At 63.9% G+C, this 26,852-nt stretch carries 22 protein-coding genes; 16 read left to right on the top strand and 6 right to left on the bottom strand.

The window, feature by feature from the left end; translation table 11 throughout:
• The first annotated feature begins 164 nt into the window (after positions 1 to 164).
• The 3 genes from GGQ88_RS02705 (at position 165) to GGQ88_RS02695 (ending at position 4,399) form a co-directional block, all read left to right on the top strand.
• Positions 165 to 1,595, top strand: coding sequence for an NAD-dependent succinate-semialdehyde dehydrogenase (locus GGQ88_RS02705; protein ID WP_183611527.1), 1,431 nt, complete (start codon positions 165 to 167; stop codon positions 1,593 to 1,595).
• 26 nt (positions 1,596 to 1,621) lie between these two features.
• Positions 1,622 to 2,677 carry an amidohydrolase family protein gene (locus GGQ88_RS02700; RefSeq protein ID WP_183611522.1) on the top strand — a complete coding sequence of 352 codons (1,056 nt, stop codon included), beginning with the start codon at positions 1,622 to 1,624 and terminating at the stop codon, positions 2,675 to 2,677.
• 129 nt (positions 2,678 to 2,806) lie between these two features.
• Positions 2,807 to 4,399, top strand: coding sequence for an MFS transporter (locus tag GGQ88_RS02695; protein WP_183611520.1), 1,593 nt, complete (start codon positions 2,807 to 2,809; stop codon positions 4,397 to 4,399).
• An 88-nt stretch (positions 4,400 to 4,487) separates the two neighbouring features.
• Here GGQ88_RS02695 and GGQ88_RS02690 read toward each other — a convergent pair whose 3' ends face one another.
• Complete coding sequence (locus GGQ88_RS02690; RefSeq protein WP_183611518.1) at positions 4,488 to 4,949, bottom strand: DUF3237 domain-containing protein; 462 nt, start codon at positions 4,947 to 4,949, stop codon at positions 4,488 to 4,490.
• Complete coding sequence (locus GGQ88_RS02685; protein WP_183611516.1) at positions 4,946 to 6,415, bottom strand: lignostilbene-alpha,beta-dioxygenase; 1,470 nt, start codon at positions 6,413 to 6,415, stop codon at positions 4,946 to 4,948. Before GGQ88_RS02685 ends, GGQ88_RS02690 begins: the two co-directional genes overlap by 4 nt.
• 77 nt (positions 6,416 to 6,492) lie before the next feature.
• On the opposite strand from GGQ88_RS02685, the gene GGQ88_RS02680 reads away from it, so the two are divergent.
• The 5 genes from GGQ88_RS02680 to GGQ88_RS02660 all read left to right on the top strand — a co-directional run bounded on the left by GGQ88_RS02680 (position 6,493) and on the right by GGQ88_RS02660 (position 11,806).
• Positions 6,493 to 6,966, top strand: a complete 474-nt coding sequence (locus GGQ88_RS02680; RefSeq protein ID WP_183611515.1) for a Saro_0803 family transcriptional regulator — start codon at positions 6,493 to 6,495, stop codon at positions 6,964 to 6,966.
• Between the two features lie 45 nt (positions 6,967 to 7,011).
• Positions 7,012 to 8,337 (top strand): MFS transporter, encoded by a 1,326-nt coding sequence (locus GGQ88_RS02675; RefSeq protein WP_183611514.1) that lies wholly within the window; start codon positions 7,012 to 7,014, stop codon positions 8,335 to 8,337.
• A gap of 134 nt (positions 8,338 to 8,471) precedes the next feature.
• The gene (locus tag GGQ88_RS02670) at positions 8,472 to 9,728 is read left to right on the top strand and encodes a dipeptidase (RefSeq protein WP_183611513.1); all 1,257 of its coding nucleotides are present in this window, start codon (positions 8,472 to 8,474) and stop codon (positions 9,726 to 9,728) included.
• 117 nt (positions 9,729 to 9,845) lie between these two features.
• The gene (locus GGQ88_RS02665; RefSeq protein ID WP_183611511.1) at positions 9,846 to 10,226 is read left to right on the top strand and encodes a VOC family protein; all 381 of its coding nucleotides are present in this window, start codon (positions 9,846 to 9,848) and stop codon (positions 10,224 to 10,226) included.
• A 197-nt stretch (positions 10,227 to 10,423) separates the two neighbouring features.
• The gene (locus tag GGQ88_RS02660; protein WP_343057054.1) at positions 10,424 to 11,806 is read left to right on the top strand and encodes a DUF4403 family protein; all 1,383 of its coding nucleotides are present in this window, start codon (positions 10,424 to 10,426) and stop codon (positions 11,804 to 11,806) included.
• Between the two features lie 25 nt (positions 11,807 to 11,831).
• Here the strand turns inward: GGQ88_RS02660 and GGQ88_RS02655 are convergent, their stop codons facing one another.
• The gene (locus GGQ88_RS02655; RefSeq protein WP_183611508.1) at positions 11,832 to 13,247 is read right to left on the bottom strand and encodes a helix-turn-helix domain-containing protein; all 1,416 of its coding nucleotides are present in this window, start codon (positions 13,245 to 13,247) and stop codon (positions 11,832 to 11,834) included.
• A gap of 119 nt (positions 13,248 to 13,366) precedes the next feature.
• On the opposite strand from GGQ88_RS02655, the gene GGQ88_RS02650 reads away from it, so the two are divergent.
• The 6 genes from GGQ88_RS02650 (at position 13,367) to GGQ88_RS02625 (ending at position 21,459) form a co-directional block, all read left to right on the top strand.
• The gene (locus tag GGQ88_RS02650; protein WP_183611506.1) at positions 13,367 to 14,893 is read left to right on the top strand and encodes an acyl-CoA carboxylase subunit beta; all 1,527 of its coding nucleotides are present in this window, start codon (positions 13,367 to 13,369) and stop codon (positions 14,891 to 14,893) included.
• A 26-nt stretch (positions 14,894 to 14,919) separates the two neighbouring features.
• Positions 14,920 to 16,098 (top strand): acetyl-CoA C-acyltransferase family protein, encoded by a 1,179-nt coding sequence (locus GGQ88_RS02645; RefSeq protein WP_183611504.1) that lies wholly within the window; start codon positions 14,920 to 14,922, stop codon positions 16,096 to 16,098.
• 2 nt (positions 16,099 to 16,100) lie between these two features.
• On the top strand, positions 16,101 to 16,538 hold the full coding sequence (gene mce, locus GGQ88_RS02640; protein WP_183611502.1) for a methylmalonyl-CoA epimerase: 438 nt from the start codon (positions 16,101 to 16,103) through the stop codon (positions 16,536 to 16,538).
• A 47-nt stretch (positions 16,539 to 16,585) separates the two neighbouring features.
• Complete coding sequence (gene scpA / locus GGQ88_RS02635) at positions 16,586 to 18,727, top strand: methylmalonyl-CoA mutase (protein ID WP_183611500.1); 2,142 nt, start codon at positions 16,586 to 16,588, stop codon at positions 18,725 to 18,727.
• 126 nt (positions 18,728 to 18,853) lie between these two features.
• Positions 18,854 to 20,875 carry an acetyl-CoA carboxylase biotin carboxylase subunit gene (locus GGQ88_RS02630; protein ID WP_183611498.1) on the top strand — a complete coding sequence of 674 codons (2,022 nt, stop codon included), beginning with the start codon at positions 18,854 to 18,856 and terminating at the stop codon, positions 20,873 to 20,875.
• 191 nt (positions 20,876 to 21,066) lie between these two features.
• Positions 21,067 to 21,459, top strand: coding sequence for a c-type cytochrome (locus tag GGQ88_RS02625; protein WP_183611496.1), 393 nt, complete (start codon positions 21,067 to 21,069; stop codon positions 21,457 to 21,459).
• On the opposite strand, the gene GGQ88_RS02620 is transcribed toward GGQ88_RS02625, so the two are convergent.
• The 3 genes from GGQ88_RS02620 to GGQ88_RS02610 form a co-directional block, all read right to left on the bottom strand.
• Positions 21,456 to 23,393, bottom strand: a complete 1,938-nt coding sequence (locus GGQ88_RS02620) for an alkyl/aryl-sulfatase (protein ID WP_183611494.1) — start codon at positions 23,391 to 23,393, stop codon at positions 21,456 to 21,458. The two genes, GGQ88_RS02625 and GGQ88_RS02620, sit on opposite strands and share 4 nt — an antisense overlap.
• Positions 23,394 to 23,470: 77 nt before the next feature.
• Positions 23,471 to 23,740: a hypothetical protein gene (locus tag GGQ88_RS02615; protein ID WP_183611492.1), complete on the bottom strand. Its 270-nt coding sequence runs from the start codon at positions 23,738 to 23,740 to the stop codon at positions 23,471 to 23,473.
• A gap of 81 nt (positions 23,741 to 23,821) precedes the next feature.
• Positions 23,822 to 25,579 carry a fatty acyl-AMP ligase gene (locus tag GGQ88_RS02610; RefSeq protein ID WP_183611489.1) on the bottom strand — a complete coding sequence of 586 codons (1,758 nt, stop codon included), beginning with the start codon at positions 25,577 to 25,579 and terminating at the stop codon, positions 23,822 to 23,824.
• A gap of 147 nt (positions 25,580 to 25,726) precedes the next feature.
• Here GGQ88_RS02610 and GGQ88_RS02605 point away from each other — a divergent pair, with 147 nt between their 5' ends.
• Entirely contained in the window at positions 25,727 to 26,299 is a 573-nt protein-coding gene (locus GGQ88_RS02605; RefSeq protein WP_183611487.1) for a regulatory protein RecX, read from the top strand.
• Positions 26,283 to 26,780, top strand: a complete 498-nt coding sequence (locus tag GGQ88_RS02600; RefSeq protein WP_183611481.1) for a DUF192 domain-containing protein — start codon at positions 26,283 to 26,285, stop codon at positions 26,778 to 26,780. The genes GGQ88_RS02605 and GGQ88_RS02600 overlap by 17 nt, the downstream gene beginning before the upstream one ends.
• Positions 26,781 to 26,852 lie beyond the last annotated feature (72 nt).

Genomic DNA, 26,852 nt, shown 5'->3' with positions numbered 1-26,852 from the left:
GGCCGGCGGGGGGGCCCCCCCCCCCCCGGTGTTTTGTTTTTTTCTCCCCCCCCCCCCCCCCCGCGCGGCCCCCCCCCCCCCCCCCCCCCGCGCCCCCGCCCCCCCCCCCCCCCCCCACGAACGGGGCAAGGGGCAGTTCTGATTTGTCTTTCGGAGTCAGACTTTTGACCGATTATCCTTCCCTGCACATGATCATCGACGGCCAACGCGTTGCCGGCGAAGGTCGCCGCACCCACGCGGTCGTCAACCCCGCGACGGGCGAGACGATCGGCGAACTGCCGCTGGCCGACGCGGCCGATCTCGACCGCGCGCTCGAGACTGCGGCCAAGGGCTTCCGAATCTGGCGCGATTCGACGCCGCAGCAGCGCGCTGCCGTGCTGCAAGGGGCCGCGCGCCTGATGCTTGAGCGCCAAGAAGACCTCGCCCGGATCGCGACGATGGAAGAGGGCAAGACCTTGCCCGAGGCGCGCATCGAAGTGATGATGAACGTCGGTCTGTTCAATTTCTACGCGGGCGAGGTGTTCCGCATCTATGGCCGCACCCTGGTGCGTCCGGCGGGTCAGCGCAGCACGGTCATGCACGAACCGGTCGGCCCGGTTGCGGCATTTGCGCCTTGGAACTTCCCGCTCGGCAACCCCGGACGCAAGCTGGGCGCGCCGATTGCGGCGGGCTGTTCAGTGATCCTCAAGGCGGCCGAGGAAACCCCGGCGTCGGCGCTGGGCGTGCTGCAGTGCCTGCTCGATGCGGGGCTGCCCAAGGAAGTGGCGCAGGCCGTGTTCGGCGTGCCCGACGAAGTCAGCCGCCACCTGCTCGCCTCGCCCATCATCCGCAAGTTGTCGTTCACCGGGTCGACGGTGATCGGCAAGCATCTGGCAAAACTGGCCGCTGACAACATGCTGCGCACCACGATGGAACTGGGCGGGCACGGACCGGTATTGGTGTTCGGCGATGCGGACATCGACAAGGCATTGGATACGATGGCGGCGTCCAAGTACCGCAACGCCGGGCAGGTCTGCGTCAGCCCCACCCGTTTCATCGTCGAGGAAAGCGTGTTCGACCGCTTCCGCGATGGCTTCGTCGAGCGCGTGGGACGGATCAAGGTCGGCGATGGTCTCGAGCCCGCATCGCAGATGGGGCCGATGGCCAACCCGCGCCGTCCCGAGGCGATGGACCGCCTGATCGGCGATGCCACCACGCGCGGCGCGAAGCTGCACACCGGGGGCGAGCGGGTTGGCAATGCCGGATATTTCTACGCTCCGACCGTCCTGTCCGAGATCCCACTCGATGCCGCGATCATGAACGAGGAGCCGTTCGGCCCGGTTGCGCTGCTCAACCCATTCGGCGGCGAAGAGGCGATGGTCGCCGAGGCCAACCGCCTGCCTTACGGCCTTGCCGCTTACGCCTGGACCGACAGCGCCGCGCGCCAGAAGCGGCTCGTGCGTGAGATCGAGACGGGGATGCTGGGCATCAACACCACGATGATCGGTGGCGCGGATTCGCCGTTCGGTGGCGTGAAATGGTCGGGCCACGGCTCAGAAGACGGCCCTGAAGGCGTACTGGCCTGCATGGTCACAAAGGCAGTCCACGAGGGCTGATACACGTTTTCCTGGAGAGGATGATCATGAACCAAGAGCTCAAGACCGGCGGCGACCAAGGCTACTTGCGCATCGCCACCGAAGAAGCCTTCGCCACGCGCGAACTGATCGACGTGTATTTGCGCATGATTCGCGATGGCTCGGCGGACAAGGGCATGGTCTCGCTCTGGGGCTTTTACGCGCAGTCGCCGTCCGAGCGCGCGACGCAGATCCTTGAACGGTTGCTCGATCTGGGTGAGCGCCGGATCGCAGACATGGATGTGACCGGCATCGACAAGGCGATCCTCGCGCTGACTTCGCCCGGCGTCCAGCCGTTGCTCGATATCGACGAAGCCAAGGGTATTGCGACGCGCGCGAACGATACGCTGGCGGCTGCCTGCGAGAAGCATCCGGATCGCTATATCGGGATGGGCACCGTCGCGCCGCAGGACCCGGAATGGTCGGCGCAGGAGATCCGTCGCGGGGCCAAGGAACTAGGCTTCAAGGGCATCCAGATTAACAGCCATACCCAGGGGCGCTATCTGGACGAGGACTTCTTCGATCCGATCTTCCGGACCTTGGTCGAGGTCGATCAGCCGCTGTATATTCACCCGGCCACCTCGCCGGATTCGATGATCGGCCCAATGCTGGATTCAGGGCTTGATGGGGCGATTTTCGGCTTTGGGGTCGAAACGGGGATGCACCTGCTGCGGCTGATAACGATCGGCATTTTCGACAAGTATCCCAGCCTGCAGATCATGGTCGGCCATATGGGCGAGGCGCTGCCGTACTGGCTTTACCGCCTCGATTACATGCATCAGGCCGGCGTGCGCTCGCAGCGGTACGAACGGATGAAGCCGCTTAAGAAGACTATTGCGGAATATCTCAAAACCAATGTGCTCGTGACCAACTCGGGCGTGGCGTGGGAACCCGCGATCAAATTCTGCCAGCAGGTGATGGGCGAGGACCGCGTGATGTACGCGATGGACTATCCCTACCAATACGTGGCGCAAGAAGTGCACGATATGGACGCGATGGACATGAGCGCGGAGACGAAGAGGAAGTTTTTCCAGACCAATGCGGAACGCTGGTTCAAGCTGTGATCGTGCCATTAACAACGCTCCCCCGCGCAGGCGGGGGCCTCAGGCCTTTGCGCGCAACCTCACGAGGCCCCCGCCTGCGCGGGGGAGCGGAGGTTGGTTGATGCATAAGAAAGCGGGATGGTGCAGCCAATGACCACAGGGCCACGCCGCGCACTCGCTCCCGGCGCTTGGTATGCGCTGATCCTCGTCGCGCTGACCAATGCGATGAGCCTGCTCGACCGGCAAATCCTGGCGATCCTGGCTCCGGCGATCAAGGCAGACCTCAAGATCGGCGATGCCGAGATGGGACTGCTTTACGGCACCGTATTCGCACTGTTCTATGCGCTGTTCTCGCTGCCCGTGGGGCGGTTGGCGGATGGCTGGGTGCGCACGCGGCTGCTCGCCGTCAGTCTGCTGTTCTGGTCCGCGGCGACGGGGCTGGCGGGCCTAGCCAGCAGCTTCTCGCTGCTCGCGCTGTCACGGCTGGGTGTCGGTATCGGCGAGGCGGCGACGCAGCCTGCGGGGACATCGCTGATCTACGATTTCTGGCCCAAGCATCGGCGCGGCTTCGTGATGTCGGTCATGGCCTCGGCGATTGCGCTAGGGCTTGGCGGGTCGTTGATCCTGGGTGGGGTCGCGGCGCACTGGTGGGATACCAGCTATGCGGCAGGGTCTGCACCGCTCGGCCTAAGTGGCTGGCAGTTCGCATTTCTTGTCGCGGCCGCGCCCGGGTTTGTCCTTGCGATATTCCTGTGGAACCTGCGCGAACCCGTGCGCGGGCAGATGGACGGCATCGCGACCGCACCCGATCCGCACCCGTTTCGCGCCAGTCTGGCACTACTCGGCTCGGTCACGCCCGGCGTGCATTGGCTGGGCATGCGAAACAGAGGGGCGACCGGTGGGATGGTCCGGGGCAACCTTGCGGCACTCGGTGCAATTGCCGGGGCGGCCGCCGCGCTGACCGCGATCAGCAGCGCGGTCAGTCCCAAGCCGCACATGCTGCTCGGCGGCGTCTCGATCAACCCCCACGCGCTGCAATGGAGCGTCATCGGATTGGGCGCGTTCGTGATCGTCAACCTGATGCAGGGCATGAAGCTGGGTGACAACCAAGCCTTCCGCGTCATCACGCGTTCGCCGACGCTGATGATGTGCATTGCGGTGGGGACGCTGCAGTCGTCGCTCAATTACGGGATGATGGCGTTCAACCCGAGCTTTCTGATCCGCACCTATGATCTGACCATGCAGCAGACCGCGCTGCAGTTCGGTCTGCTTTCGGCGGGCATGGGGATCATCGGACCGCTGGTATGGGGACCGCTGTCGGACTGGCTCAACCAGCGCTTTCCCGGCGGCGGGCGGGCTTGGGTCGCGCTGTTCGCGATGGGGGTTTCGCCGGTGCTGTCATTCTGGGTCTATTTCGCAGGCGATCCGGCGAGTTTCTACACGCGTTTCCTGCTCTACAGCTTCATCCTGACAGGGTGGATGCCGCCGCTTTATGCGATCATGTACGATCAGGTTCTGCCGCGGATGCGCGGGCTGACGGCGAGCCTGTACCTGCTGGTGATGACGATCCTCGGCATGGGCATCGGACCCTATGTCGTCGGCCTGCTTTCGGACGCGACGGGGAACCTGCGCACCGCGATGCTGTCGATCAACGCGGTTGCGATACCGATTGCAGTGCTGATGGTGCTGATCGCGCGGCGGGCGGAGCGCGATGAGGCGGGATTGCTCGAGCGGGCGGGCTGATCCCCCGCGAAGGCGGGGATCTCGTGCCGGATAGCTCCCACTATGAGGCTTGAGGCCCCCGCCTGCGCGGGGGCGCGGTGATGTTTGGTCAGGTCACCCGCCAGACCCACAGCTTGATGCCGAGCGGGTATCTCGCGCCAGAGCACACGAAGATCGAGCGGTTCAGCCAGTCGTATTTGCCGACCGGCGCGATGAATTCCGGAACGGTGCGGAAGTAGTATTCCGCCGGGTCCACCTCCTGTCCTGTGGCCAGGCGCTGCATCACCTCGGGCGGGCCATGGCGCAGGCCCTTGTTGCGGATCTGGATGATTACGCCATCGTCGGTTTCGATCGCGTAGAGCGCGTCGGCTACGGTGACGCCGTGGTGCCGCGTCAGTTGCCAGTCGGCCGAGTTGCCGACCAACTTGCCACTGATCAGCGGGCCTTCGACGCGTCCGCCGCCAACGATCGGGATAATCCGGCGCGTGCCGTCGTAAGTTTCCCCGATCGGTGTCGGCGCGAGCAGTTCGCCGGTGGCTTCGTAGACGAATTCCAGTTCTGGCTTGATCATGCGGCCAGTCCGATCTGATCCGCGTTGGCCCAGTTGCCGTGGAGGCCGAAGCGCAGGCGGATGGGGATATTGACCGTGGCGACCGGACCTTTTGCGATGTCGAGCGCGTCGAAGATCAGCAGGTCGCTGCGCTGATCTTCGAGCCGGTTGCACACCTGCACGATCCAGCCGTCACCCTCCGGCGCATCGGCCGAACGGGGCACGAAGCAGGGTTCTTGCAGACTCGAGACCGGACCACACCACCAATGCTGTTCAGCGCCGCTTTCGAAGTCTTTGAGGAACAGGCAGTTCATCAGCAGACCTCCGGCGCTTCCGCCGCGCAATTCAACGGGGCGCTTCATGTCCATCTCGAGGAACCAGCCATAGCGGTTTTTCTGCCCGGCGAAGCGATCGTCGATGCGCGGGAACTCGGCCGCAGTGTCCGACAGCTTGACGATTGCGGCGAAATCCTCGCCGTTGCTCGCCATGTCGACGACCCAGTCGGTCGGGAAGCTCATCGCTTCCCTGCCGTTGAACGGCGCGCCGTGGACGTCGGGGAAGAACGGAAACATGTTGTTCTTCGCCTCGCAGGTGACGAAGTGGATCCTGGTGCCTTCCTGCCAGGCGTTGAGCACGTGGGAGGCAAAGCAGTTGTCGCGCTTGAACCAGCGAATATCGGCATCGGTCACGCCATCCCGGCGGGGGATCACGCCGAGGTAGACTGGCATCGTCGTGTCGAAACCGAAATGCGGCTGGCCCTGCTCGAGCCGTTCCCAGCTGCCGATCGAGGGCACGATGTGGAGAACGAGGTAATCCTTCGTCATGCCGAAATCATGCATCATGCAGTAGTAGGGCACCTTGAACCACACTTCGCGGACCAGTTCGCCCTCGGGGCTGACTTCCATATAGGTGACGTCGTCGGTGCATAGCCCGCTGGCGGCATAGCCGATCGCGACCATGTTGCCGGTGGCGGGATCGATCTTGGGGTGCGCGGTGAAGGTCTGGCCGGTCATCTTGCCGCCGAACTTTTCGAACCCGAAGCTGTCCATCGTGGCCGGGTCCATGACCAGTGCGGGGCTGTCTTCCTTGAGCGCCCAGAGCTTGCCACCGAACACGAACGCGTTGGTATTGGCGGTCGAGCGGATCTGTCCCGCCACGCTGTCATCATCAGTCAGCGGGTTGCGGTAGTTGCCGAACAAGGCCTTTCCGGCCGCATTCTCCAGCTTCCACTTGTCGGTTTTCGCCCAGCGCTGACGGAAATCGACCTGACCATCATGGATGTGAAAGCGGGTGATCATGCCGTCGCCGTTGAACGCGATATCGTCGCCATGGCGGGGAGGAAACTGCGGGTCGGGCTGGACGCGAAAGAAAGCGCCGTTTAACCCTGCGGGAATCGTGCCTTCGTGAGCGAGATCGGCGATATCCGCTTCGATCCGCGAAGGCGTGTTGAACCCCGTGAAGCTGGGTGTGTCTGGAAATTGAGCCATGGCATCCTCCTTTCGATATTGTATGTAATACTAACAATTAGACAAGCGCATTCGCCAGTGAATTTAGGGACAGGGCATTGATCAGGGACAAATTCGTCGATGCGATTGCGCCGGTTGGACATACCGACGAGGCCGCGATCGGCGCGATCAACGACATTCTCGGATTTCATATCCGTCTCGCCCATGGCGCTTGCCTGCGGCATTTCACCGAGACGTTCACCGATCTGGATCTGACGCAGAAGCAGGTTTCGGTGCTGTGGCTGGTCGATGATCACCCCGGCATCGCGCAGACCGATCTGGCGCAGCGCTTGCGAATGGACCGCGCGACGACGATGGCGATTATCAACCGCCTTCAGGCCAAGCATTTCCTGCGTCGCGACCGCTCGGACAAGGACGGGCGCAAGCAGGCCTTGCACCTCCAGCCCCCGGGGATCGAGATGCTGGCCAAGGCCAAGCGCGCGATCGGAGAGCACGAAGCGTGGGTCAAGAGCCGCTTCACCGATAAGGAAGTGCGGCAATTGATCGAACTGCTTTCCAGAATCCACGAATGAGTTATATGCGATAACAATAAGATTTCCAAACGGGACAGGACGAGCATGACACAGACACCGCGTCAGGTGATCGAACAGACCCCGATGGGCGTACGGCAGTGGATCGTTGTGGTCCTGATGGTGCTGTTGAACGCGCTTGATGGGTTTGACGTGCTGTCGAGCGCCTTTGCCGCGCCGGGGATCACCGCCGATTGGGGCATTGCCCGCCCGGCGCTGGGCGTGGTGCTTTCTGCCGAACTGCTCGGCATGGGCTTCGGTTCCGTGCTGCTGGGCGGAGCGGCAGACCGGTATGGTCGCAAATTTACCATGATTGCCTGCCTCGTAGTGATGGCGATTGGTATGTATCTGGCGAGCATAGCGGCGGCGGTTCAGCCGATGGTTGCCTACCGGTTCCTCACCGGCATCGGCATCGGCGGAATGCTCACCACCACCAACGCTGTCGTCGCCGAAAGCACCAACAGCCGTTGGCGCTCTGTAGCCATCGCGGTTTATGTGGCGGGCTATCCGCTGGGCGCGATCATCGGCGGAATTGCGGCATCGGAATGGCTGCTACCCACATACAGCTGGCACGCAGTGTTTCTGTTCGGCGCGGCGGTGACCGCAGTTCTGATCCCCGTCATTCTGATGCTGGTGCCCGAAACAGCGGCCTATCTGGCGACGAAGCGCAATCTGGCAGGCGTGAACCGCACGCTCGCCGCTTTCGGCAAGCCTGCCATCAGCGATCTGCCGGTGATCGTGGCGGGCACCGTCAAGCCGCGCGTAACCGATATCCTGTCCAACCCCAAACTGCGCCCGGTCACCCTGCTGTTATCGTTCGGCTACACATTCCACTGCATCACTTTCTATTACATCCTGAAGTTTGGTGTGCAGATCGTGTCCGATTATCCGCCGGGCTATCCTCCATCGCAGGCGGCCACGGTGCTGACATACGCCAACATCGGCGGGTTCACGGGCAGCGCGCTTTTTGGCTTTGTGATGGCGCGGCTGGGGGTCAGGTGGCCGACGGCGCTGATGTTGCTGATCGGCGCGATGATGGTGGCCTATTTCGGCACCGGGCGAGATACGCTGCCAGCGTGGCAAATGGCGACGATGATCGCCGGTTTCTTCACCAATGCGGCGATCAGCGGCTTCTATGCCGCCTTTGCGCGCGGCTTCCCGGCTTATGCGCGGGCCACCGGTACGGGTTTCGCGCTGGGCGTGGGGCGGCTGGGCGCTGCGGGCAGTCCGTTGCTGGCGGGCACCCTGTTTGGCTGGTTGGGAGACGACCAACTGTTGACGGTGTCGATCATTATGGCGATGGGCTCGGTTATCAGCCTCGCCCTGTTTCTGATGCTGCCCGAGCGCGATGGCGACGACGTGATGTCGGAGTAGCTTGCCGAGTAAGATCACTTCATCAACAAGCCGTTACCCCATGAAGACCCGCGCTGCTTTGGCTTTTGCCCGCAAGGCCACCCTTTTTGCGCCGTACGGTTGAGTGCTGCCCCAGTTCGGGCAAGGATGCGGGCATGAAACACACGCTGATCCTCGCCCCATTGGTTCTCGCCCTGATCGCCGCCACTCCGCCCAAGAGCCCCGAGGCGGTGGCCGAAGGCGCCTTGCGTGCTGCGCCGGTGTTCGATGGGCACAACGACGTTCCCGAGCAGTTGCGCGACCGGCGCAAGGACGTGCTCGAGGGCTTCGATTTCCGCGATACGCGGGGGACTGCGGACCCGTCGAACGGGCGGGCTGCGATGATGACCGATCTTGCACGGCTAAAGGCGGGCAAGGTCGGTGCGCAATTCTGGTCGGTCTATGTCTCGGCCGATCTGCCAGAGCCGCAGGCGGTGCAGGCGACGCTCGAGCAGATCGATGTAACGCGACGGCTGATCGCGCGCTATCCGGCCGAGATGCAGTTATGCATGGACAGCGCCTGCGTGATCGCGGCGCGCAAGGCCGGGAAGATTGCGTCACTGATCGGCATGGAGGGAGGGCATTCGATCGGCGGATCGCTGGCGGTGCTGCGCCAGATGTACGCGCTGGGCGCGCGCTACATGACGCTGACGCACTTCAAAAACAACGCCTGGGCAGATAGCGGCACCGATGCGCCCGCGCATGATGGCTTGACGCCGTTCGGGGTGAAGGTCGTGCGCGAGATGCAGCGGCTGGGCATGCTGGTCGATCTTGCCCATGTCAGCGAGGCGACGATGGCCGACGCGCTTGCGACAGGCGGGCCGCCGGTGATCGTCAGCCATTCAAACGCGCGCGCGATCAATCACCACGCACGCAACATCTCGGATGCGACGCTCAAGCTGATCGGTGCGAACGGCGGGATCGTGATGGTGAACTTCTATCCCCCTTACGTGGTCGAGGCATCGCGTCAGTGGGCGGCGGCGCGCGATGCCGAGCAGGCGCGCGGCAAGGCGCTCAATCGCGGCGACCCGGTGGCGGAGAAGGCGGCGCTGGACGCGTGGGACAAAGCCAACCCGATGCCGCTGGGATCGATCGGCGATGTCGCAGATCAGATCGATCATATCGCCAGACTGATCGGTCCGGATCACGTCGGGCTGGGCGGCGATCTGGATGGGGTCGAGGCGACGATCGCGGGGCTTGAGGACGTGTCGAAGTACCCTGCGCTGTTCGTCGAACTGGCGCGGCGGGGCTGGTCGCAAGCGGATCTGGAGAAGCTGTCGAGCCGCAACATGCTGCGCGTGCTGAAGGCCGCCGAAAGCTATGCGGCGGCGCATCGCGACGATCTCGAACAGGAAAGCGAGACGACCTTCTGACCTTATCAGATGTTATCTGTTTCATTGCGCGGTACAAGTGATTCCAACGCTTGAGCGCCGGGTGCGGCTGGTGCATCAGGCCGCAGTCGGCCGCTGCGGCCATTCAGGAGAGTCCCGATGTTTTCCCATAGCTTCCTTGGTACCAACGATGTCGACAAGTCGCGCGCGTTCTACACATCGGTGATGACCGCACTTGGCCATACGACGGCTGTTCCGCTGCCCCACGGCACGGCGTTTCCTTCAGCTGCTGGCGCACTGGTTGTGGCTAAGCCTGCGAATGGCGAGGCGCACACGGTGTCGAACGGCCACACCCTCGGGTTCAAGGCATCGGATTCGGCAGCGGTTGACGCGTGGCATGCCGCTGGCATCGCGAATGGCGGCACATCTGAAGGCGAACCAGGCGTGCGCGTCAATTCGCCGGGCCAGCAATATGGCGCGTATTTGCGCGATCCCGATGGTAACAAGATCTGTGCTTTCGCACCCAATCCAGGCACCTGAGTTCAAATAGATCCTTGGCAGAGCAGTGACTTAGGTTACTGCTCTGCCGATCAGGCTGCGTCCGTTCATCGCACGCCGGCACCAACTGGCCGTCTCGGCGTTACGTCGGTATGAGACGTCTCTTCGCACCGCCGGTCATGCTCCTGCTTATCGCTGCGATTTGCGGGTGCAACGGGTCTCCGGGCGGGGGCAAGCCCGTGCGTGCGAACGATGCGATCAAGGTCGAGCCGCAGCCGTCACTGATCTCGGTTCCGGTCGAGGCGGACCTCGCCGACCTGTCGCGCGTACTCGAACGCGAGATCCCAAAGCAGCTTTGGACGATCGACAAGCCCGGGCAGACTTGCGTCAAAAGCAAGGGGCTGGACCTTGGCATCGCGACAATCAAGACGCCGACGATCAAGTGCCGGATCGTGGGCGAGGTTACGCGCGGGCCGATGGCGCTTGAGGGTGCCGGACGCGATATCCGGATATCGATACCGCTGCGCGCAGTGATCAGAGTGGAGGACATCGGCGGGGTGCTCAAACGGGAAACCGCGACCGCCGATGCCGTTGCCCACGCAAGGGTGCGGCTGGACCTGGCCGAAGACTGGACCCCGCGCGGCAAGGTCGACATCACCTACGACTGGCGCAACACGCCGCATATCGAAATCCTCGGTCAGCGGATCGATCTGACCACAGACGCCGACCGCAAGCTGGCGCCGGTGCTGGCCAAGCTTGAGCGTGACCTGCCGGGGGAACTGGGCAAGCTGCATTTGCGCGAGGCGATCGGGAAGGCGTGGAACGACGCGTTCACCACCGTTTCGCTCAACCGCGAGAACCCGCCGGTGTGGATGCGGATCACGCCGCGTGAACTGCAATATGGCGGATATGACGTTGTTGGTGGCAAGTTGAGGTTACAACTGGGGCTGCAGGCGCTGACCGAGACGTTCGTCGGCGACAGGCCCACCGACCCTGCACCTGTGCCGCTGCCGCCGATGCGTCGGTTGCAGGCAAAGGCAGGGCAGCTCGAGTTTTTCCTGCCGGTGTTTGCCGATTATCGTCAGTTGGAGCCGGTCCTGATGAGGGCGCTGACCAAACGTTCCGCGCGGCCGTTCGAGGTTCCCGGTGTCGGTCCGGTACGTGCGCGGTTCAAATCGGCCGAGATTTTCGGCACCAAGGGCGGCAAGATCGCGGTTGGCCTGACCTTCGACGCGCAGCCGGTGGCGGGCGGGGTCACGGCTGGCGGCACGGTATGGCTGACGGGCAAGCCGGTGAACGCCAAGGATTCACGCAGAGTGGGGTTCGAGGATCTGGCGGTGAGCGGGGCGACCGACATGACGGGCGGCGACTTGGCCATAAACCTGATGAATGCGCCGGGCGTGACGCAGTACGTCGCGGCGGCCCTGGCGCAGGATTTCGAGCGTGATTATGCCAAGCTGCTGGGCAAGGTCGATCGCGCGATCGAGACGAAGCGCGAGGGGAATTTCCTCGTCCAGGCCGATCTGCTGCGCACCCGCTCGGGCCAGTTGCAGGCAGCCGGGCAGGGGCTGTACCTGCCGGTCTGGGCGACCGGCACGGCATCGGTGCGGGTGGTCAATTAGCCCGCCGACAACGCCCGCTGCGGCGCTAGCGCACAAGATCGGTGATGGCGTAGGGTACCAGATCGCGCGTGTGTGGGTTGACCACGATCGCGCGGTCGCTGGGAGGAAAGGCGCGCTGGTCGCAGTTGTCGCGCGGGCAGATGCGGCATGAGATGCCCATCTGGGTGATCGTTTCCGAGCGGGCGAGATTGAGACCGTCGGCATAGATGAACTCATCCGCCAGCGCGGCTTCGCAGCCCAGCGCGATGGCATAGCGACGCGGCGGGCGGTGGTAGCTGCCCGACGGTTTGACCAGCCCCTTGGCGATCGAGACGTAGCGCACGCCGTCGGGCATCTGCGCTGCCTGCACATGGATGCGGTCGGGTATCGCGACGGCCTCGTGCACCACCCATAGCGGACACGCGCCACCGAACCGCGCGAATTGCAGCCGCGTGGCCGAATGGCGCTTGGTGATGTTGCCGGCCATGTCAACACGGCAGAAGAATACCGGAATGCCGCGCGCCTGCGGGCGTTGCAGCGTGGACAGGCGGTGGCAGGCCTGTTCGAAGCTGGCGCCGAAGACTTGCCGCAATTGGTCGATATCATGGCGCAACTCGCGGGCGCGGCCGCGGAACCATTCGTAGGGCATGAGCAGCGCGCCTGCCGCGTAGTTTCCTAGCCCGACCGTGAGCAACTGCCGCGCAGCGACCGATTGCAGCGTGGTGTCGTCCACGAGTCCCGCGATCTCGTCACGCAGCGCCAGTGCGGCAAGCTGGTAGGCCATCTGGAAGCGTCCGCTTTCGATCGGCTGGTTGGGGTCGAGCGTGAGCCGCTTGGCCACGGGATCGAACTGGCGCATCGCGCCGCCGCTGGCGTAGGCGACGGTGACGCCGTTCTCCTCGAGCCATCCGGCCATCTGCGCGAGCGTCGGCGAAACGCCGGTCCCCGACAGGCGTAGCGCCAGACGCTCGGCCGCGCGGTCGATCGCATCGACGTAGTTGTTGGCGCGGTGGAACCAGTCGCGCACTTCCTCCCACGGCAAGCGCCCGCCAGAGATGTTGTCGGCGCCCAGTGCTTCGTCGATGATCTCCAGACGTTGCATCGAACGGCGGTGCTGGTCGTGCAGACGAGCGAAGGCCTCGGCGAAGGCAGGGTATTGCTCGGCGACGCGCTCGATCTGTTCGCCCGAGAGGTTGCCTGCGATCAACGGGTCGGCGGCAGCGTCGCGCAGGGCGTTGAGTACCGGTTCGACGCGGTTCGAGGCAACGTCTTCCCAATCCACCGGAAAGTTGGCGCGAAGCCGGTCTGCCAGTGACGGCGTCAACGGGCGTTCGTCGTTTTCCAGCTGCGACAGATACGACGCGCTGATGCCCATGAGCGACGCCATCTCGCCCTGACGCAACTTGCGCGAGGTGCGCAGGGCGCGCAACTGTTGCCCCGCAAAGAGCCGACGCCTGACCATTCCACCAATCCATTTTGCAAATTCGCCCTTCGCAAGTTTGCAGAATAACATTGGACTTGGCAAGCTGTCTGGCGCAGTCACCTCGCCAGATTTGCCAGCCATGCATGAGGTTCCAAGCGATGTCCGCCAATATTGCCGAAATGGAAAAGCGTCGTCAGGCGGCGCGCATGGGTGGCGGACAAAAGCGCATCGACGCGCAGCACGCCAAGGGCAAGCTGACCGCGCGTGAGCGCCTCAAGGTGCTGCTGGATGAAGGCAGCTTCGAAGAAGTCGACATGTACGTCGAGCACAACTGCACCGATTTCGGGATGCCGGACACGGTCATTCCGGGCGATGGCGTGGTGACAGGTTCGGGCACGATCAACGGGCGTCTGGTCTATGTGTTCAGCCAGGATTTCACCGTATTCGGCGGTTCGCTGTCCGAACGCCACGCGCAGAAAATCTGCAAGATCATGGATACCGCGCTGAAAGTCGGCGCGCCGGTGATCGGGCTGAACGATTCAGGCGGTGCGCGCATTCAGGAAGGCGTGGCGTCGCTCGGCGGCTATGCCGAGGTGTTCCAGCGCAATGTGCTCGCCTCGGGCGTGGTTCCGCAGCTTTCGCTGATCATGGGGCCTTGTGCAGGTGGCGCGGTGTACTCGCCTGCCATGACCGACTTCATCTTCATGGTGAAGGACAGCAGCTACATGTTCGTCACCGGTCCCGACGTGGTCAAGACGGTGACCAACGAGATCGTGACGCAAGAGGAACTGGGCGGCGCGGTGACGCACACCACCAAGACCTCGGTCGCCGATCTGGCGCTGGAGAACGATATCGAGGCACTGTTGGCAGCGCGCGACTTCTTCGATTACCTGCCGCTGTCGAACCGCCACGACGTGCCCGAGCGCCCGACGTCGGATCCCTACGACCGGATGGAGTACAGCCTCGACAGCATCGTCCCATCGTCTGCCGCGCAGCCCTATGACATGCACGAAGTTATCGCCAAGACCGTGGACGAGGGCGAGTTCTTCGAGGTCCAGCCGAAGCACGCTGGCAACATCATCATCGGCTTCGGCCGCGTCGAAGGCCGCACCGTGGGCATCGTCGCCAACCAGCCGATGGTGCTGGCAGGCGTGCTCGACATCAATTCATCGAAGAAGGCGGCGCGGTTCGTGCGCTTCTGCGATGCGTTCAACATCCCGATCCTGACCTTCGTCGATGTTCCCGGCTTCCTTCCGGGCACGGGCCAGGAGCACAACGGCATCATCAAGCATGGCGCGAAGCTGCTCTTCGCCTATGCCGAGGCGACCGTCCCCAAGATTACCGTCATCACCCGCAAGGCCTATGGCGGCGCTTATGACGTGATGGCGTCCAAGCATCTGCGCGGCGATCTCAACTACGCCTGGCCGACCGCGGAAATCGCGGTGATGGGGGCCAAGGGCGCGGTCGAGATCATCTTCCGCGGGCTCAGCCCGGAAGGTATCGCCGAAAAGACCAAGGAATACGAGGACCGCTTTGCCAACCCGTTCGTGGCGGCAAGCAAGGGCTTCATCGACGAAGTGATCCACCCGCATTCGACCCGCCGTCGCGTGGCGCTCGGCTTGAGGAAGCTCAAGACCAAGAGCCTCGAAAACCCGTGGAAGAAGCACGACAATATTCCGCTTTGACGCTGATAGGTTTGGGAAAGACTGACATGACCGACATTTACATCGTCTCGGGCGCACGTACCGCCATCGGCTCTTTCGGCGGTGGCCTCGCCTCGCTGCGCCCGGCCGAGACCGGCGCGATCGTGATCCGTGAGGCGATTGCCCGCGCCGGGATCAGTGCGGACAAGATCGAAAACGTCGTGATCGGCACCGTCGTGCCGACGCAGCCCAAGGACGCCTATGTCAGCCGCGTGGCGGCGGTGAATGCGGGCGTGCCGATTGAATCGCCCGCGATGAACGTCAACAGGCTGTGTGGTTCGGGTCTGCAGGCAATCGTCTCGGCGGCCCAGGGGATTGCGCTGGGCGAGCAGGACATCGCTATCGGCGGCGGCGCGGAATCGATGTCGAACGCGCCGCACATGGTGCTCACGGCACGCAACGGGCAGAAGATGGGCGATCAGGTGCTGATGGATGCCATGCTCGGCGCGCTGCACGATCCGTTCGAGGGCATCCACATGGGCGTCACCGCCGAGAATGTGGCGGAACGTTGCGGGATCAGCCGCGAGGAGCAGGATGCGCTCGCGGTGCAGAGCCATCAGCGCGCGGCTGCTGCGGTCGCGGCAGGCTACTTCAAGGAACAGATCGTTCCGGTCGAGATCAAGACCCGCAAGGGCGTGACCGTTTTCGACACCGACGAACATTTCCGCGCCGATGCTTCGGTCGAGGCAATGGCCACGCTCAAGCCGGTGTTCAAGAAGGACGGGACGGTTACTGCGGGTAACGCGAGCGGAATCAACGATGGGGCCGCAGCCGTCGTGCTCGCGAGCGGCAAAGCCGTCGCCGAGCATGGCCTGAAGCCGATGGCGAAGATCCTTGGCTGGGGCCATGCGGGCGTCGAGCCCTCGGTTATGGGTCTCGGACCGGTCAAGGCGGTTCCTGTGGCGCTGAAGCGCGCCGGGCTGACGCTCGACCAGATCGATGTGATCGAGGCGAACGAGGCGTTTGCCGCGCAGGCCTGTGGCGTCGCCAAGGAACTGGGCTTCGATCCTGCCAAGACCAACGTCAATGGCTCGGGCATTTCGCTCGGCCATCCGATCGGCGCGACCGGCGCGATCCTGACGATCAAGACGATGTACGAACTGCATCGCACTGGTGGCCGCTACGGCCTGATCACGATGTGCATCGGCGGCGGTCAGGGCATCGCGATGGTTATCGAGAGGGTTTGACGATGAAGCTGGGCCGCCTCAACCATATCGGCGTTGCCACGCCCGATATCGACGCGTCGATCGCGTTCTATCGCGATGTGATGGGCGCATCGGAGATCACCGAACCGTTCGTGCTGGAGAGCCAGCAAGTGCGGGTCTGCTTTGTCAGCACGCCGGGCGAGAACGGGACGGCGGGCACGCAGATCGAACTGATCGAGCCGACCAGCCCGGACAGCGCAGTGGGCAAGTGGCTCGCGGCTAACCCCTTGGGCGGGCAGCACCACCTTTGTTACGAAGTGCCCGACATCCAAGTTGCCAAGGCGTGGTTCGAAAGCGTCGGCAAGCGCGTGCTGGGCGAACCCCGCATCGGCGCGCACGGCACCCTGATCTTCTTCGTCCACCCCAAGGACATGGGCGGGCAACTGACCGAGATCATGGAAACGCCGAAGGGCGGGCACTGAGTTAAAGGCCCTCGCCCCTTCGGGGGAGAGGGCATGGAGAACACGGAATGACCGACAAGACACTCGCCGCCAAAACTCTTGGAGATTGGCAGGCAGCCGCCGCTAAGGAAGTGAAGGGCAAGGACCTGACCTGGCAGACGCCCGAAGGCATCGCCGTCAAGCCGCTCTACACCGCCGAGGATGTGACCGTCGATCCCGGCCTGCCCGGATACGCGCCGTTCACGCGCGGCGTGCGTGCCTCGATGTATGCGGGCCGTCCCTGGACCATCCGCCAGTACGCGGGCTTCTCCACCGCCGAGGAATCCAACGCCTTCTACCGCCGCAACCTTGCAGCGGGCCAGAAGGGCCTCTCGGTCGCCTTCGATCTTGCCACGCATCGCGGTTATGACTCCGACCACCCGCGCGTGACTGGCGATGTCGGCAAGGCGGGTGTCGCCATCGACAGCGTCGAAGACATGAAGATCCTGTTTGACGGCATTCCGCTCGATCAGATGTCCGTTTCGATGACCATGAACGGCGCGGTCATCCCGATCCTGGCGTTCTTCATCGTTGCGGGCGAAGAACAGGGCGTCGATCGCAAATTGCTCGACGGGACCATCCAGAACGACATCCTCAAGGAGTTCATGGTCCGCAACACCTATATCTACCCGCCCGAACCCTCGATGCGGATTATCTCGGACATCTTCGGCTACACCAGCCGCGAGATGCCCAAGTTCAACTCGATCTCGATTTCCGGCTATCACATGCAGGAAGCGGGCGCGACGCAGGTTCAGGAACTCGCGTTCACCATCGCCGACGGCATGGAATACGTGAAATACGGCGTGGCGTCAGGCCTCGACATCGACAAGTTTGCAGGCCGCCTGTCGTTCTTCTTCGCCATCGGCATGAACTTCTTTATGGAAGTGGCCAAGCTGCGTGCCGCGCGCGTACTGTGGCACCGCGTGATGACCAAGCTCGGCGCGCAGGACGAGCGCTCCAAGATGCTGCGCACCCACTGCCAGACCTCGGGCGTCAGCTTGCAGGAGCAGGACCCCTACAACAACGTCATCCGCACCACGATCGAGGCGATGGCCGCGATGCTCGGCGGCACGCAGTCGCTCCACACCAACGCGCTCGACGAAGCCATCGCGCTGCCGACCGACTTTTCAGCCCGCATCGCGCGCAACACCCAGATCGTGATCCAGGAAGAGACGGGCATGTGCAACGTGGTCGATCCGCTCGGCGGGTCGTACTACATCGAAAGCCTGACGCAGGAACTGGTCGACAAGGCGTGGGAGATCATCGAACGCGTCGAAGCCGACGGCGGCATGGCCAAGGCCGTGGCGGCAGGCTGGCCCAAGGCGATGATCGAGGAAGCCGCCGCTGGGCGTCAGGCCCGCGTCGACCGCGCCGAAGACGTGATCGTCGGCGTCAACAAGTACCGCCTTGCCACCGAGGACCACCTCGACACACTCGACATCGATAACGACAAGGTCCGTCAGGGCCAGATCGCCCGGCTGAAGTGGGTGCGCGACAACCGCGACGAGACCAAGTGCCGCGCCGCGTTGAACGCGCTGACCGAAGGCGCAAAGACCGGCGGCAACCTGCTCGAACTCGCGGTCGAAGCTGCCCGTCACCGTGCCACCTTGGGCGAAATCTCCGATGCGATGGAACTGGTGTTCGGCCGCCACGGCACGTTCCCGACCCCGGTCAAGGGCGTCTACGGCTCGGCCTACGCCGGTGACAGCCGCTACAATCAGGTGGTCGAAGGCGTCGAAGCCGTCACCCGCCGCCTTGGCCGCACGCCACGCATGTTGGTCGCCAAGATGGGGCAGGATGGCCACGATCGCGGCGCCAACGTGATCGCGTCCGCCTTTGGCGACATGGGCTTCGACGTGACCAGCGGCCCGCTGTTCCAGACGCCCGAGGAAGCCGCCAAGCTGGCGCTCGAAAAGGATGTAGACGCGATCGGCGCATCGTCGCTCGCGGCAGGTCACAAGACGCTGATCCCCGAACTGATCGGACACCTGCGCGCTGCTGGGCGGAGCGACATCAAGGTCGTCGCGGGCGGCGTGATCCCGCCGCAGGACTACGACTTCCTGCGCGAAGTCGGGGTGCAGGGCATCTACGGTCCCGGCTCGAACGTGGTCGAGTGCGCGGCGGATATGCTGCGATTGCTGGGGCACAACATGCCGCCGGTAGACGCATGACTTCTTAGTTCCCCTCCCGCTGGCGGGAGGGGTTAGGGGTGGGCATCCACCGTGCATTTTTGACCGAAGCTTGCTGGAGCAGGGCCCACCCCGGGCCCCTCCCGCTTGCGGGAGGGGAGAGCCGAAATGTTCAAGAAAATCCTCATCGCCAACCGTGGCGAAATTGCCTGTCGCGTGATCAAGACCGCGCGCCGAATGGGTATCAAGACCGTCGCGGTCTATTCGGATGCCGATGCCCGGGCGCCCTTCGTGCAGATGGCGGACGAGGCAGTCCATATCGGCCCGTCGCCAGCAGCGCAAAGCTATCTGATCGCCGACAAGATCATTGCCGCTGCCAAGCAGACCGGCGCGGATGCGGTGCATCCGGGCTACGGCTTCCTGTCCGAGCGCACCTCGTTTGCCGAGGCGTTGGCGGCTGAGGGCATCGCGTTTGTCGGGCCTCCGGTGAATGCCATTGCCGCGATGGGCGACAAGATCGAATCCAAGAAGCTCGCGCTGAAGGCCGGCGTTAACGTCGTCCCCGGCTTCGTCGGCGAGATCGACGATACCGAGCACGCCGTGCGCATCTCGGAAGAGATCGGCTATCCGGTGATGATGAAGGCATCTGCGGGCGGCGGCGGTAAGGGCATGCGCCTTGCCTACAACGAGCAGGACGTGCGCGAGGGCTTCGAGGCGACGAAGCGCGAAGGCCTCAACAGCTTCGGCGATGACCGCGTGTTCATCGAGAAGTTCATCCTCAACCCGCGCCACATCGAAATCCAGATCCTCGGCGACAAGCACGGCAACATTCTTTACCTGAACGAGCGTGAATGCTCGATCCAGCGCCGTCACCAGAAGGTGGTGGAAGAGGCGCCTTCGCCGTTCGTGACCCCAAAGATGCGCAAGGCGATGGGGGAACAGTGCGTCGCGCTCAGTCGTGCCGTTGGCTACTACAGCGCGGGCACGGTCGAACTGATCGTCTCGGGCGCCGATCCCACGGGCGAAAGCTTCTACTTTCTCGAAATGAACACCCGCCTGCAGGTGGAGCACCCGGTCACCGAGGCGATCACCGGCATCGATCTGGTCGAACAGATGATCCGCGTCGCCTATGGCGAGAAGCTGTCGATGACCCAGGACGACATCAAGATCGATGGCTGGGCGATCGAGAACCGCGTCTATGCCGAAGATCCCTATCGCGGGTTCCTGCCCTCGACCGGACGTCTAGTGCGCTATCAGCCGCCAGTTGCCGGTTGGGAAGATGATGGCGCAGAGAACGGCCGCCGGGGCGTGGACGGCGTGCGTGTGGACGATGGCGTCTACGAAGGCGGCGAGGTGTCGATGTTCTACGACCCGATGATCGCCAAGCTGATCACCTGGGGCCCAACGCGCGACGCAGCGGCGGACAAGCAGATCGAGGCGCTGGACGCGTTCGAGATCGAGGGGCTTGGCCACAACATCGATTTCGTCAGCGCGATCATGCAGCATTCTCGCTTCCGCTCGGGCGAGTTGACCACGGGCTTCATCGCCGAGGAATATCCCGAAGGGTTCACCGGCGCTGCCACGTCGGAAGACCTCAAGCAGACGTTGGCAGCCCTTGCAGGGTTCCTTGCGGCGGCGCGGTCGGACCGGGCGCGCCGGGTGGATAATCAGTTGGGCGACGAGCTTGATCCGCCGTCCGATTGGGCGGTGAAAATCGGCGGGACGACATACAACGTCGAACTCGATGACAACGAGGTTTCGGTCGACGGCAATGCGGTGTTCCTGTCGCTCGAATACACGCCGGGCGACCGCATGGTACACTGCGAGATCGATGACCAGCCGCTGTCGGTGAAGGTCGAGCCGACGCGTGCGGGCTTCAAGCTGACGACGCGGGGCGCGATCCATCAGGTGCAGGTCCTGCCGGCGCACGTGGCGGGTTACGCGCGGCACATGATCGAGAAGATCCCGCCGGATCTTTCGAAATTCCTGATCTGCCCGATGCCGGGACTGCTGGTCACGCTCAGCGTGGGCGAGGGCGATGCGGTTGAGGCGGGGCAGCCGCTGGCCGTGGTCGAGGCGATGAAGATGGAGAACATCCTGCGCGCCGAGAAATCAGGCCGGGTGAAATCGGTCAACGCCAAGGCGGGTGACAGTCTGGCCGTGGATGCGATCATTCTCGAGATGGAGTGACCCGGTCGGCACGCGCCCTGCCTCCCCCGGCAAGCGCCGATAATCAGTGGGTAGCTACTTGCCCCACCCTTTTGGGCTGTCCCGCGATTCTGCTATGGCGCATGATCATTCAGCCGCGATAAAGCGAACAGAATGGAATCATGTGTGGGCTCGGCGTAGGTCGGGTTCGGAATTTTCAGGGCAGGTGATTGATGAACAAGTTTGCAGGTGCTTTCGTCGTGATTGGTCTGGCGGCTTCGGCGCTCGCAGGGGCGGCCGTTGCAGCCCCGCCCAAGGGTGATCCGGCGCTGGGCAAGAAGGTCTTCATGCGCTGCGTCGCGTGCCACGCGGTGACGCCGGGCGCGGGCGTGAAGATGGGCCCGAACCTGGCAGGTGTCGTCGGACGCAAGGCCGCAGCCGCGCCAGGCTTCAAGTATTCGGCGGCCATGCAGAAAGCAGCGCTGAAGTGGGACGACGCCACGCTCGACAAATGGCTGACCAAGCCATCGGCAGTGGTGCCCGGCACCTCGATGGCATTTGTAGGCATCCCCGTTCCCGCCGATCGCGCAAACGTGATTGCCTATCTGCGCAAGCCCGTCCCCTAAGGCGTAACGATCGCGAAGGTCGGGTCCGGTTTGTCGAGCCAGCCGGTGAGGCGGGCAAACGCTGCCGGATCGCCTTCGATTGTTGCCTCTCCCGACGCTATCTTGGCGGCCAGCGGTTTGCCTGTGAACAGAGCAGCGAGCAGATCGGCGTAGCGCACGGTCAATGTGGCTTGCCGCCCATCGCGCAATCCCGGGCGGTGGACGAGCACGCCATTGGCAACGGTAATCGTGTGTTGCTGGGCCTTGTCGGGGAAGACGAACCCGAGAGATATGGCGCCGTCGCCGATCTTGGCCGGATCGATGCGTACCGCGAGCACGTCGAACAGGTCGCTCGGCGGAAGCTGGCTGATCAGGCCTGCGCCACCGGTCGGGTCCTCGGCGGCAACGCCGTTGGCCAATTCGTCAGCGCCGGTCAGATACATGTTGCGCCATAGCGCGTTTTCGCTCTGGTAGGCGAGTTGGCGATAGGTGCGGGCAAGCAGCGCCTTGGTGCTGTCGTCACTGGCACCGGCAAAGATCACCTTGTCGAGCAGTTCTGCCGCCCAGGCGTAATCGCCCTTGTCGAAAGCCGCCTGCGCCAATGCGGTTACCTTGGCAGCGCCGCCGATCGCCTCGACATAGCGGCGACCGCTGTCTTCCGGGGGCAGGGGTGCGAGGTGCACCGGGTTGCCGTCGTACCAGCCCATGTAGAACTGATATACGGCGCGCGAATTGAAGCTGTACGAGCCGTAGTAGGGCCGGTCGTACCACTGCCTGGCCAGCGCCGGGGGCAGGGTGAGCTTTGCGGCGATCTCCGGCCCGGTCAGGCCCTTGTTCATCAGGCGCACGGTCTGGTCGTGGAGGTAGGCGTAGGCATCGCGGTGGCGCGACAGGTAGGTCGTGATCTCGTCCGCACCAAAGCGGGGCCAGCCGTGGCTGGTGATCAGTACGTCGGCCCCTGCGAAGAAGTCTATCGCTTCGGTCAGCCCTTGCGCCCAGGCCTTGGCATCGCGGATCACCGCGCCGCGCGGGGTGAGGATGTTGTGCTGGGTGGCATTGGCGTTTTCGGCGAGGTCGGCAACCTTCCAGTCGGGGAAGCCGAAATTCATCTCGGCAGGCGCTTCGGTGCCGGGCGTAACCTGAAAGCGGATGCGTACGCCGTCGAGGGTCAGTTCGGTGCCGGTCTCGGTTATCTCGCGCGTGGGGGGCAGCAGGCCGCGCGTGCCCGCAGCGACGCCCATCCCGATCCCGGACCCCATCGAGCCTTCTGGCCCTTTGGGCAGACGGATGCCGAACTGGTAACCGGCGCGGCGGCCCATCGCGGGGCCTGCGATCACGTTCTCGCTGACGGCGGCACGCGTGAAGCCCTGCGGCGCGATGATCGGCGCGTTCTCGACCAGCAGCGCAGAAAACGCGCCCGCGCCGCCAAAGTGATCGACGTGGCTATGGGTGTAGATCATCGCGCTGACCGGGAGCTTGGCCACCTTTTCGGAAATCAGCTCGTAGGCGGCTGCCGCGGTTTCGGTGGCGGTGAGCGGGTCGATCACGATCCAGCCCGTGTTGCCGCGCACGAAAGTGATGTTGGCAACGTCAAAGCCACGCACCTGCCAGATACGTTCGGTCACCTTGAACAGGCCGGCCTTGCCCAAGACTTGCGCGTGGCGCCACAGGCTGGGGTTGACCGTGGCCGGAGCGTCGCCCTTGGCGAAGGCGAGTGCGGTCGTATCCCACACCGACTTGCCCGCCGCATCGCGGATCAGCGGGTCCTTGCGCGTGGCAATGAACCCGCGCGAAGCGAAATCGAAGTCCTGACGATCGGCCATCGGCAGTTCGGTGAGGGCTGCGGCATTGGCCTTGCGCGTTGCTGCGCTCGCCGTGTCGGCCCATGCGGCTGACGGTGATAGTGCGATGGCGGCACAGGCCGTAACCAGGCCCCCAAGAAATCTAGTTGGCATGCCCTCTCCCCGGCTCCTGTTCACGGAGTCTAGGGGAGTAGTCTGACCTTAATCGCGCGGTTGGGGAAGCGGTAAACTTAGCCGAACCAGCGCGCGAAAAACCCCCTGCGACGCGGCGCGGGCCTTTCGAGGCCACTCAACTGCATCAGGTACCGCGCCAGCAGAAAGGCTTGGCTGCGCGTCATCAGCAGATGGTGCGTATCGACCATGTCGGGCGTGAGCTTACTCTTGCTGGCCGATTGCACCGTCAGGTGAATGTTCCGCGCGAAATTGCGATGTTCCCAACCGACAACCACTCCGGACAGTTCTTGCGGCGCGCCCACGGGCGCGGTGTTGCCTGTCGCCATTTCCAAACCTCTCCCATTCCCTGTCGGAGAAGGAATCCGAAGTGGATGCCTTCGTCAAGCGAGAAGTGGAAGCGCGTGAGCTCAGGCCGCCAACCGGTACGGCGCGATCTCGCCGGCAAGGTACTGTTTCTTGGCCTTCGCGCGGCTGAGCTTGCCCGAACTGGTGCGGGGCAGGGTGCGCGGCGGCACGAGTTCGACGACGCAGTTCATGCCGGTGATCGATCGCACCTTGTCGCGGATCTGGTCGCGCAGCTTGATGCGCTCGGCCGGGTCGGAGACGCGGCAATGGACCAGCACGGCCGGTGCTTCCTCACCGCTTTCGGTCTCGACCGAGAAGGCCGCGATATCGCCTTGGTGGAACCCGGGAAGCTGCTCCACCGCCCATTCGATGTCCTGTGGCCAATGGTTCTTGCCGTTGATGATGATCATGTCCTTGGCGCGGCCGACGATGAACAGGTAACCGCCTTCGTCGACGTAACCCATGTCGCCGGTGTCGAGCCAGCCATCGACCATGCAGGCTGCGGTCGAATCGGGATCGCGGAAGTAGGAATGCATGACCGACGAGCCCTTGCACCACACCTTGCCGATGTGGTGATGCGGCAGGTCGTTACCCGCTTCACCGCGAATTGCGAGTTCCATGCCGAGCACCGGCACGCCGCAGTTGACCATCGCACGGTAGCGGGCGGGGCGTGACAGGTCGCGCGGGGTGCCCGACAGGCGTTCCTCGGCGACGAGTTCGACGCGGATGCCTTCGCCCGGGGGCATGATCGTGACGCCGAGCGTGGCTTCGGCCAGGCCGTAGCTGGGCAGGAAGGCGTCGGCGCGAAAACCTGCTTCGGCAAAGGCATTGACGAAGTTCTGCATCACATCGGGGCGGATCATGTCGGCGCCGTTGCCCGCCACGCGCCAGCGCGACAGGTCGAAGCGGTCGGCCACATTGGTCTGGCTGGAGATGCGGCGCGCGCAAATATCGTAGCCGAAGGTCGGCGAGTACGACAGCGTCGTGCCCGGATTGCGGCTGATCATGTCGAGCCACGCCAGCGGGCGTCGAGCGAAATCCTCGGTCTTGATGTAGTCGACCGAGACGCCGTTGGCGATCGGCGAGAGGAAGCAGCCGACCAGCCCCATGTCATGATACCATGGCAACCACGACACGGCACGATCGGGATCGGCGATCTTCATGCCGTGCGAGTGACCGGCCAGATTGGCGAGCAGGGCGCGGTGAGTGACTGCGACGCCGTGCGGGAAGCGGGTCGATCCGCTGGAATACTGGAGATAGCTGATCGCGTCGGGATCGGGTGTGGGCAGCGCGGTATCGGCGGCGATACCGGCGTGGAATTCGCTCCACGAAATGCCGTTGCAGCCCTGACGCGCGGCGGCGGCCGCCGCCATCTCGGCGATTTCGTCGGGGTAGATCAGCATCATCGGGTCCGAGCTGCCGAGCTGGACCGCAAGCTGATCGATGTAGTTTTCCTTGCCGCCGAAGCTGGTCGGCAGTGGCAGCGGCACGGGCCACGCGCCAGCATACATCGCGCCGCAGAAGATCGCTGCGAAATCGGGGCCGGTTTCAGCCACCAGCGCGACGCGATCGCCGGGGGCGACGCCAAGCGCGATCAGCTTGCGCGCGGCAACGAGCGCGTCATCGCGCAGTTCGGAATAGGGATAGACCCGTGCCAGGTTGCCGCGCGGGTCATGAAAGTTGAAGCCGAGCACGCCCTTGGCAGCATAGTCCAGCGCATCGCAGAACGTATCGAAATCCGCATAGCGACGCGGCTGACTGTCGACATTGGGTGTGGGCACGAGTGTCGCCTGTGCGGCAACGGCGTCCAAAACGGTCATGCGATACCCCGATGTTCTCTTCAGATCGTCCTGCCGGCTTGATCTGCGCCTGCAGGTGAATGGCCCATGACTTCGGTGTGACGGTAAAACAACCATGTCACAGCACGGACGTTCTCATTTAGCGTCGAGTGTGGCACGAATATGGCGATGGCCCGCAAACCGCCTTACGATCCTGCCGCTCGTAAAGAGCGCAGGGTGCCCAAACCGCTCGATCCTGCGCGGATGGAGGAGATGGCGCTGGCTTATGTCGCGCGCTTTGCGACCAGCGCGGGCAAGCTGTCGGACTATCTGCGCCGCAAGTTGCGCGAGCGCGGGTGGGAGGCGGAGGCCTCGCCCGACATCCCCGCGCTGGTCGGGCGGTTCGTTGCGATCGGTTATGTCGACGATGCCACATACGCGCGCGGCAAGGCGCAAGGGTTGCTGCGGCGCGGCTATGGCGCGCGGCGGATCGACCAGGCATTGGGCGCTGCCGGGATCGCCGAGCCCCTGCGCGAGGAATCGCACGGTTCGGATGTGGAGCGGCGGCGTGCGGTGCTGGTGCTGGCACGCAAGCGGCGCTTCGGGCCGTTCGGGGTGGTGCCGCTATCCGACCGTGCAGCGCGCGAAAAGCAGGTCGGGGCGATGTTACGCGCAGGGCACCCCCTTGATCATGCCCGCGAAGTGGTCAATGCCGTGTCTGTGGAAGCCTTGGAAGAATGGGTCGATGAAACAGACGATTAGATTCGGCATGCTGGCGGCATTGGCAATGATTGCCGGCTGTTCGCCGCAAGCGGCGGGCGCGGGTACGCGCACTGCACAGGAAAGCGCCACGCCAGCGATTCATCCCGTGTCCGGGCTGGCAGTCGTCCCGGTGACCATTAACAGCGCCGGTAAAGCCCACGTCTTCCGTTCCGAACTGGCTCGGACCGGCCCCGAGCAGGCCAAGGGGCTGATGTTCCGCACGCAGATCGGCGACGAAGAGGGCATGATCTTCCTGCGCAACCCACCAGATTACGCCTCGTTCTGGATGCGCAATACGGTGATCCCGCTCGACATCATCTTTGTCGGGCTCGACCACAAGATCATGAACATCGCCGCAAATGCAGTGCCATACGACGAGACGCCGCTCCCGGCGGCGGGTCTGACCCTGGCCGTGTTCGAGATCAATGGCGGGCTTGCGGCAAAGCTCGGGATCAAGCCGGGCGACAAGGTCGACTGGTGACCGCAAATGGCGTGGGGTTCAAGTCGCACTCCACGCTTGCCCAGACCCCTGTTGAAAGGCTAAGCGCGAGCC

This window comes from Novosphingobium hassiacum (genome assembly GCF_014196055.1).
Taxonomy (GTDB): Bacteria; Pseudomonadota; Alphaproteobacteria; order Sphingomonadales; family Sphingomonadaceae; genus Novosphingobium; species Novosphingobium hassiacum.
This window is presented reverse-complemented; position numbering and strand designations above follow the sequence as displayed.

What these genes read in the sequence shown, in the direction of transcription:
- GGQ88_RS02700 (WP_183611522.1), top strand. Translation starts at nt 1,622, where the DNA reads ATGAACCAAGAGCTCAAGACCGGCGGCGACCAAGGCTACTTGCGCATC.
- GGQ88_RS02695 (WP_183611520.1), top strand. Translation starts at nt 2,807, where the DNA reads ATGACCACAGGGCCACGCCGCGCACTCGCTCCCGGCGCTTGGTATGCG.
- GGQ88_RS02690 (WP_183611518.1), bottom strand. Translation starts at nt 4,949, where the DNA reads ATGATCAAGCCAGAACTGGAATTCGTCTACGAAGCCACCGGCGAACTG.
- GGQ88_RS02685 (WP_183611516.1), bottom strand. Translation starts at nt 6,415, where the DNA reads ATGGCTCAATTTCCAGACACACCCAGCTTCACGGGGTTCAACACGCCT.
- GGQ88_RS02675 (WP_183611514.1), top strand. Translation starts at nt 7,012, where the DNA reads ATGACACAGACACCGCGTCAGGTGATCGAACAGACCCCGATGGGCGTA.
- GGQ88_RS02670 (WP_183611513.1), top strand. Translation starts at nt 8,472, where the DNA reads ATGAAACACACGCTGATCCTCGCCCCATTGGTTCTCGCCCTGATCGCC.
- GGQ88_RS02665 (WP_183611511.1), top strand. Translation starts at nt 9,846, where the DNA reads ATGTTTTCCCATAGCTTCCTTGGTACCAACGATGTCGACAAGTCGCGC.
- GGQ88_RS02655 (WP_183611508.1), bottom strand. Translation starts at nt 13,247, where the DNA reads ATGGTCAGGCGTCGGCTCTTTGCGGGGCAACAGTTGCGCGCCCTGCGC.
- GGQ88_RS02650 (WP_183611506.1), top strand. Translation starts at nt 13,367, where the DNA reads ATGTCCGCCAATATTGCCGAAATGGAAAAGCGTCGTCAGGCGGCGCGC.
- GGQ88_RS02645 (WP_183611504.1), top strand. Translation starts at nt 14,920, where the DNA reads ATGACCGACATTTACATCGTCTCGGGCGCACGTACCGCCATCGGCTCT.
- mce (WP_183611502.1), top strand. Translation starts at nt 16,101, where the DNA reads ATGAAGCTGGGCCGCCTCAACCATATCGGCGTTGCCACGCCCGATATC.
- scpA (WP_183611500.1), top strand. Translation starts at nt 16,586, where the DNA reads ATGACCGACAAGACACTCGCCGCCAAAACTCTTGGAGATTGGCAGGCA.
- GGQ88_RS02630 (WP_183611498.1), top strand. Translation starts at nt 18,854, where the DNA reads ATGTTCAAGAAAATCCTCATCGCCAACCGTGGCGAAATTGCCTGTCGC.
- GGQ88_RS02625 (WP_183611496.1), top strand. Translation starts at nt 21,067, where the DNA reads ATGAACAAGTTTGCAGGTGCTTTCGTCGTGATTGGTCTGGCGGCTTCG.
- GGQ88_RS02620 (WP_183611494.1), bottom strand. Translation starts at nt 23,393, where the DNA reads ATGCCAACTAGATTTCTTGGGGGCCTGGTTACGGCCTGTGCCGCCATC.
- GGQ88_RS02615 (WP_183611492.1), bottom strand. Translation starts at nt 23,740, where the DNA reads ATGGCGACAGGCAACACCGCGCCCGTGGGCGCGCCGCAAGAACTGTCC.
- GGQ88_RS02610 (WP_183611489.1), bottom strand. Translation starts at nt 25,579, where the DNA reads ATGACCGTTTTGGACGCCGTTGCCGCACAGGCGACACTCGTGCCCACA.
- GGQ88_RS02605 (WP_183611487.1), top strand. Translation starts at nt 25,727, where the DNA reads ATGGCCCGCAAACCGCCTTACGATCCTGCCGCTCGTAAAGAGCGCAGG.
- GGQ88_RS02600 (WP_183611481.1), top strand. Translation starts at nt 26,283, where the DNA reads ATGAAACAGACGATTAGATTCGGCATGCTGGCGGCATTGGCAATGATT.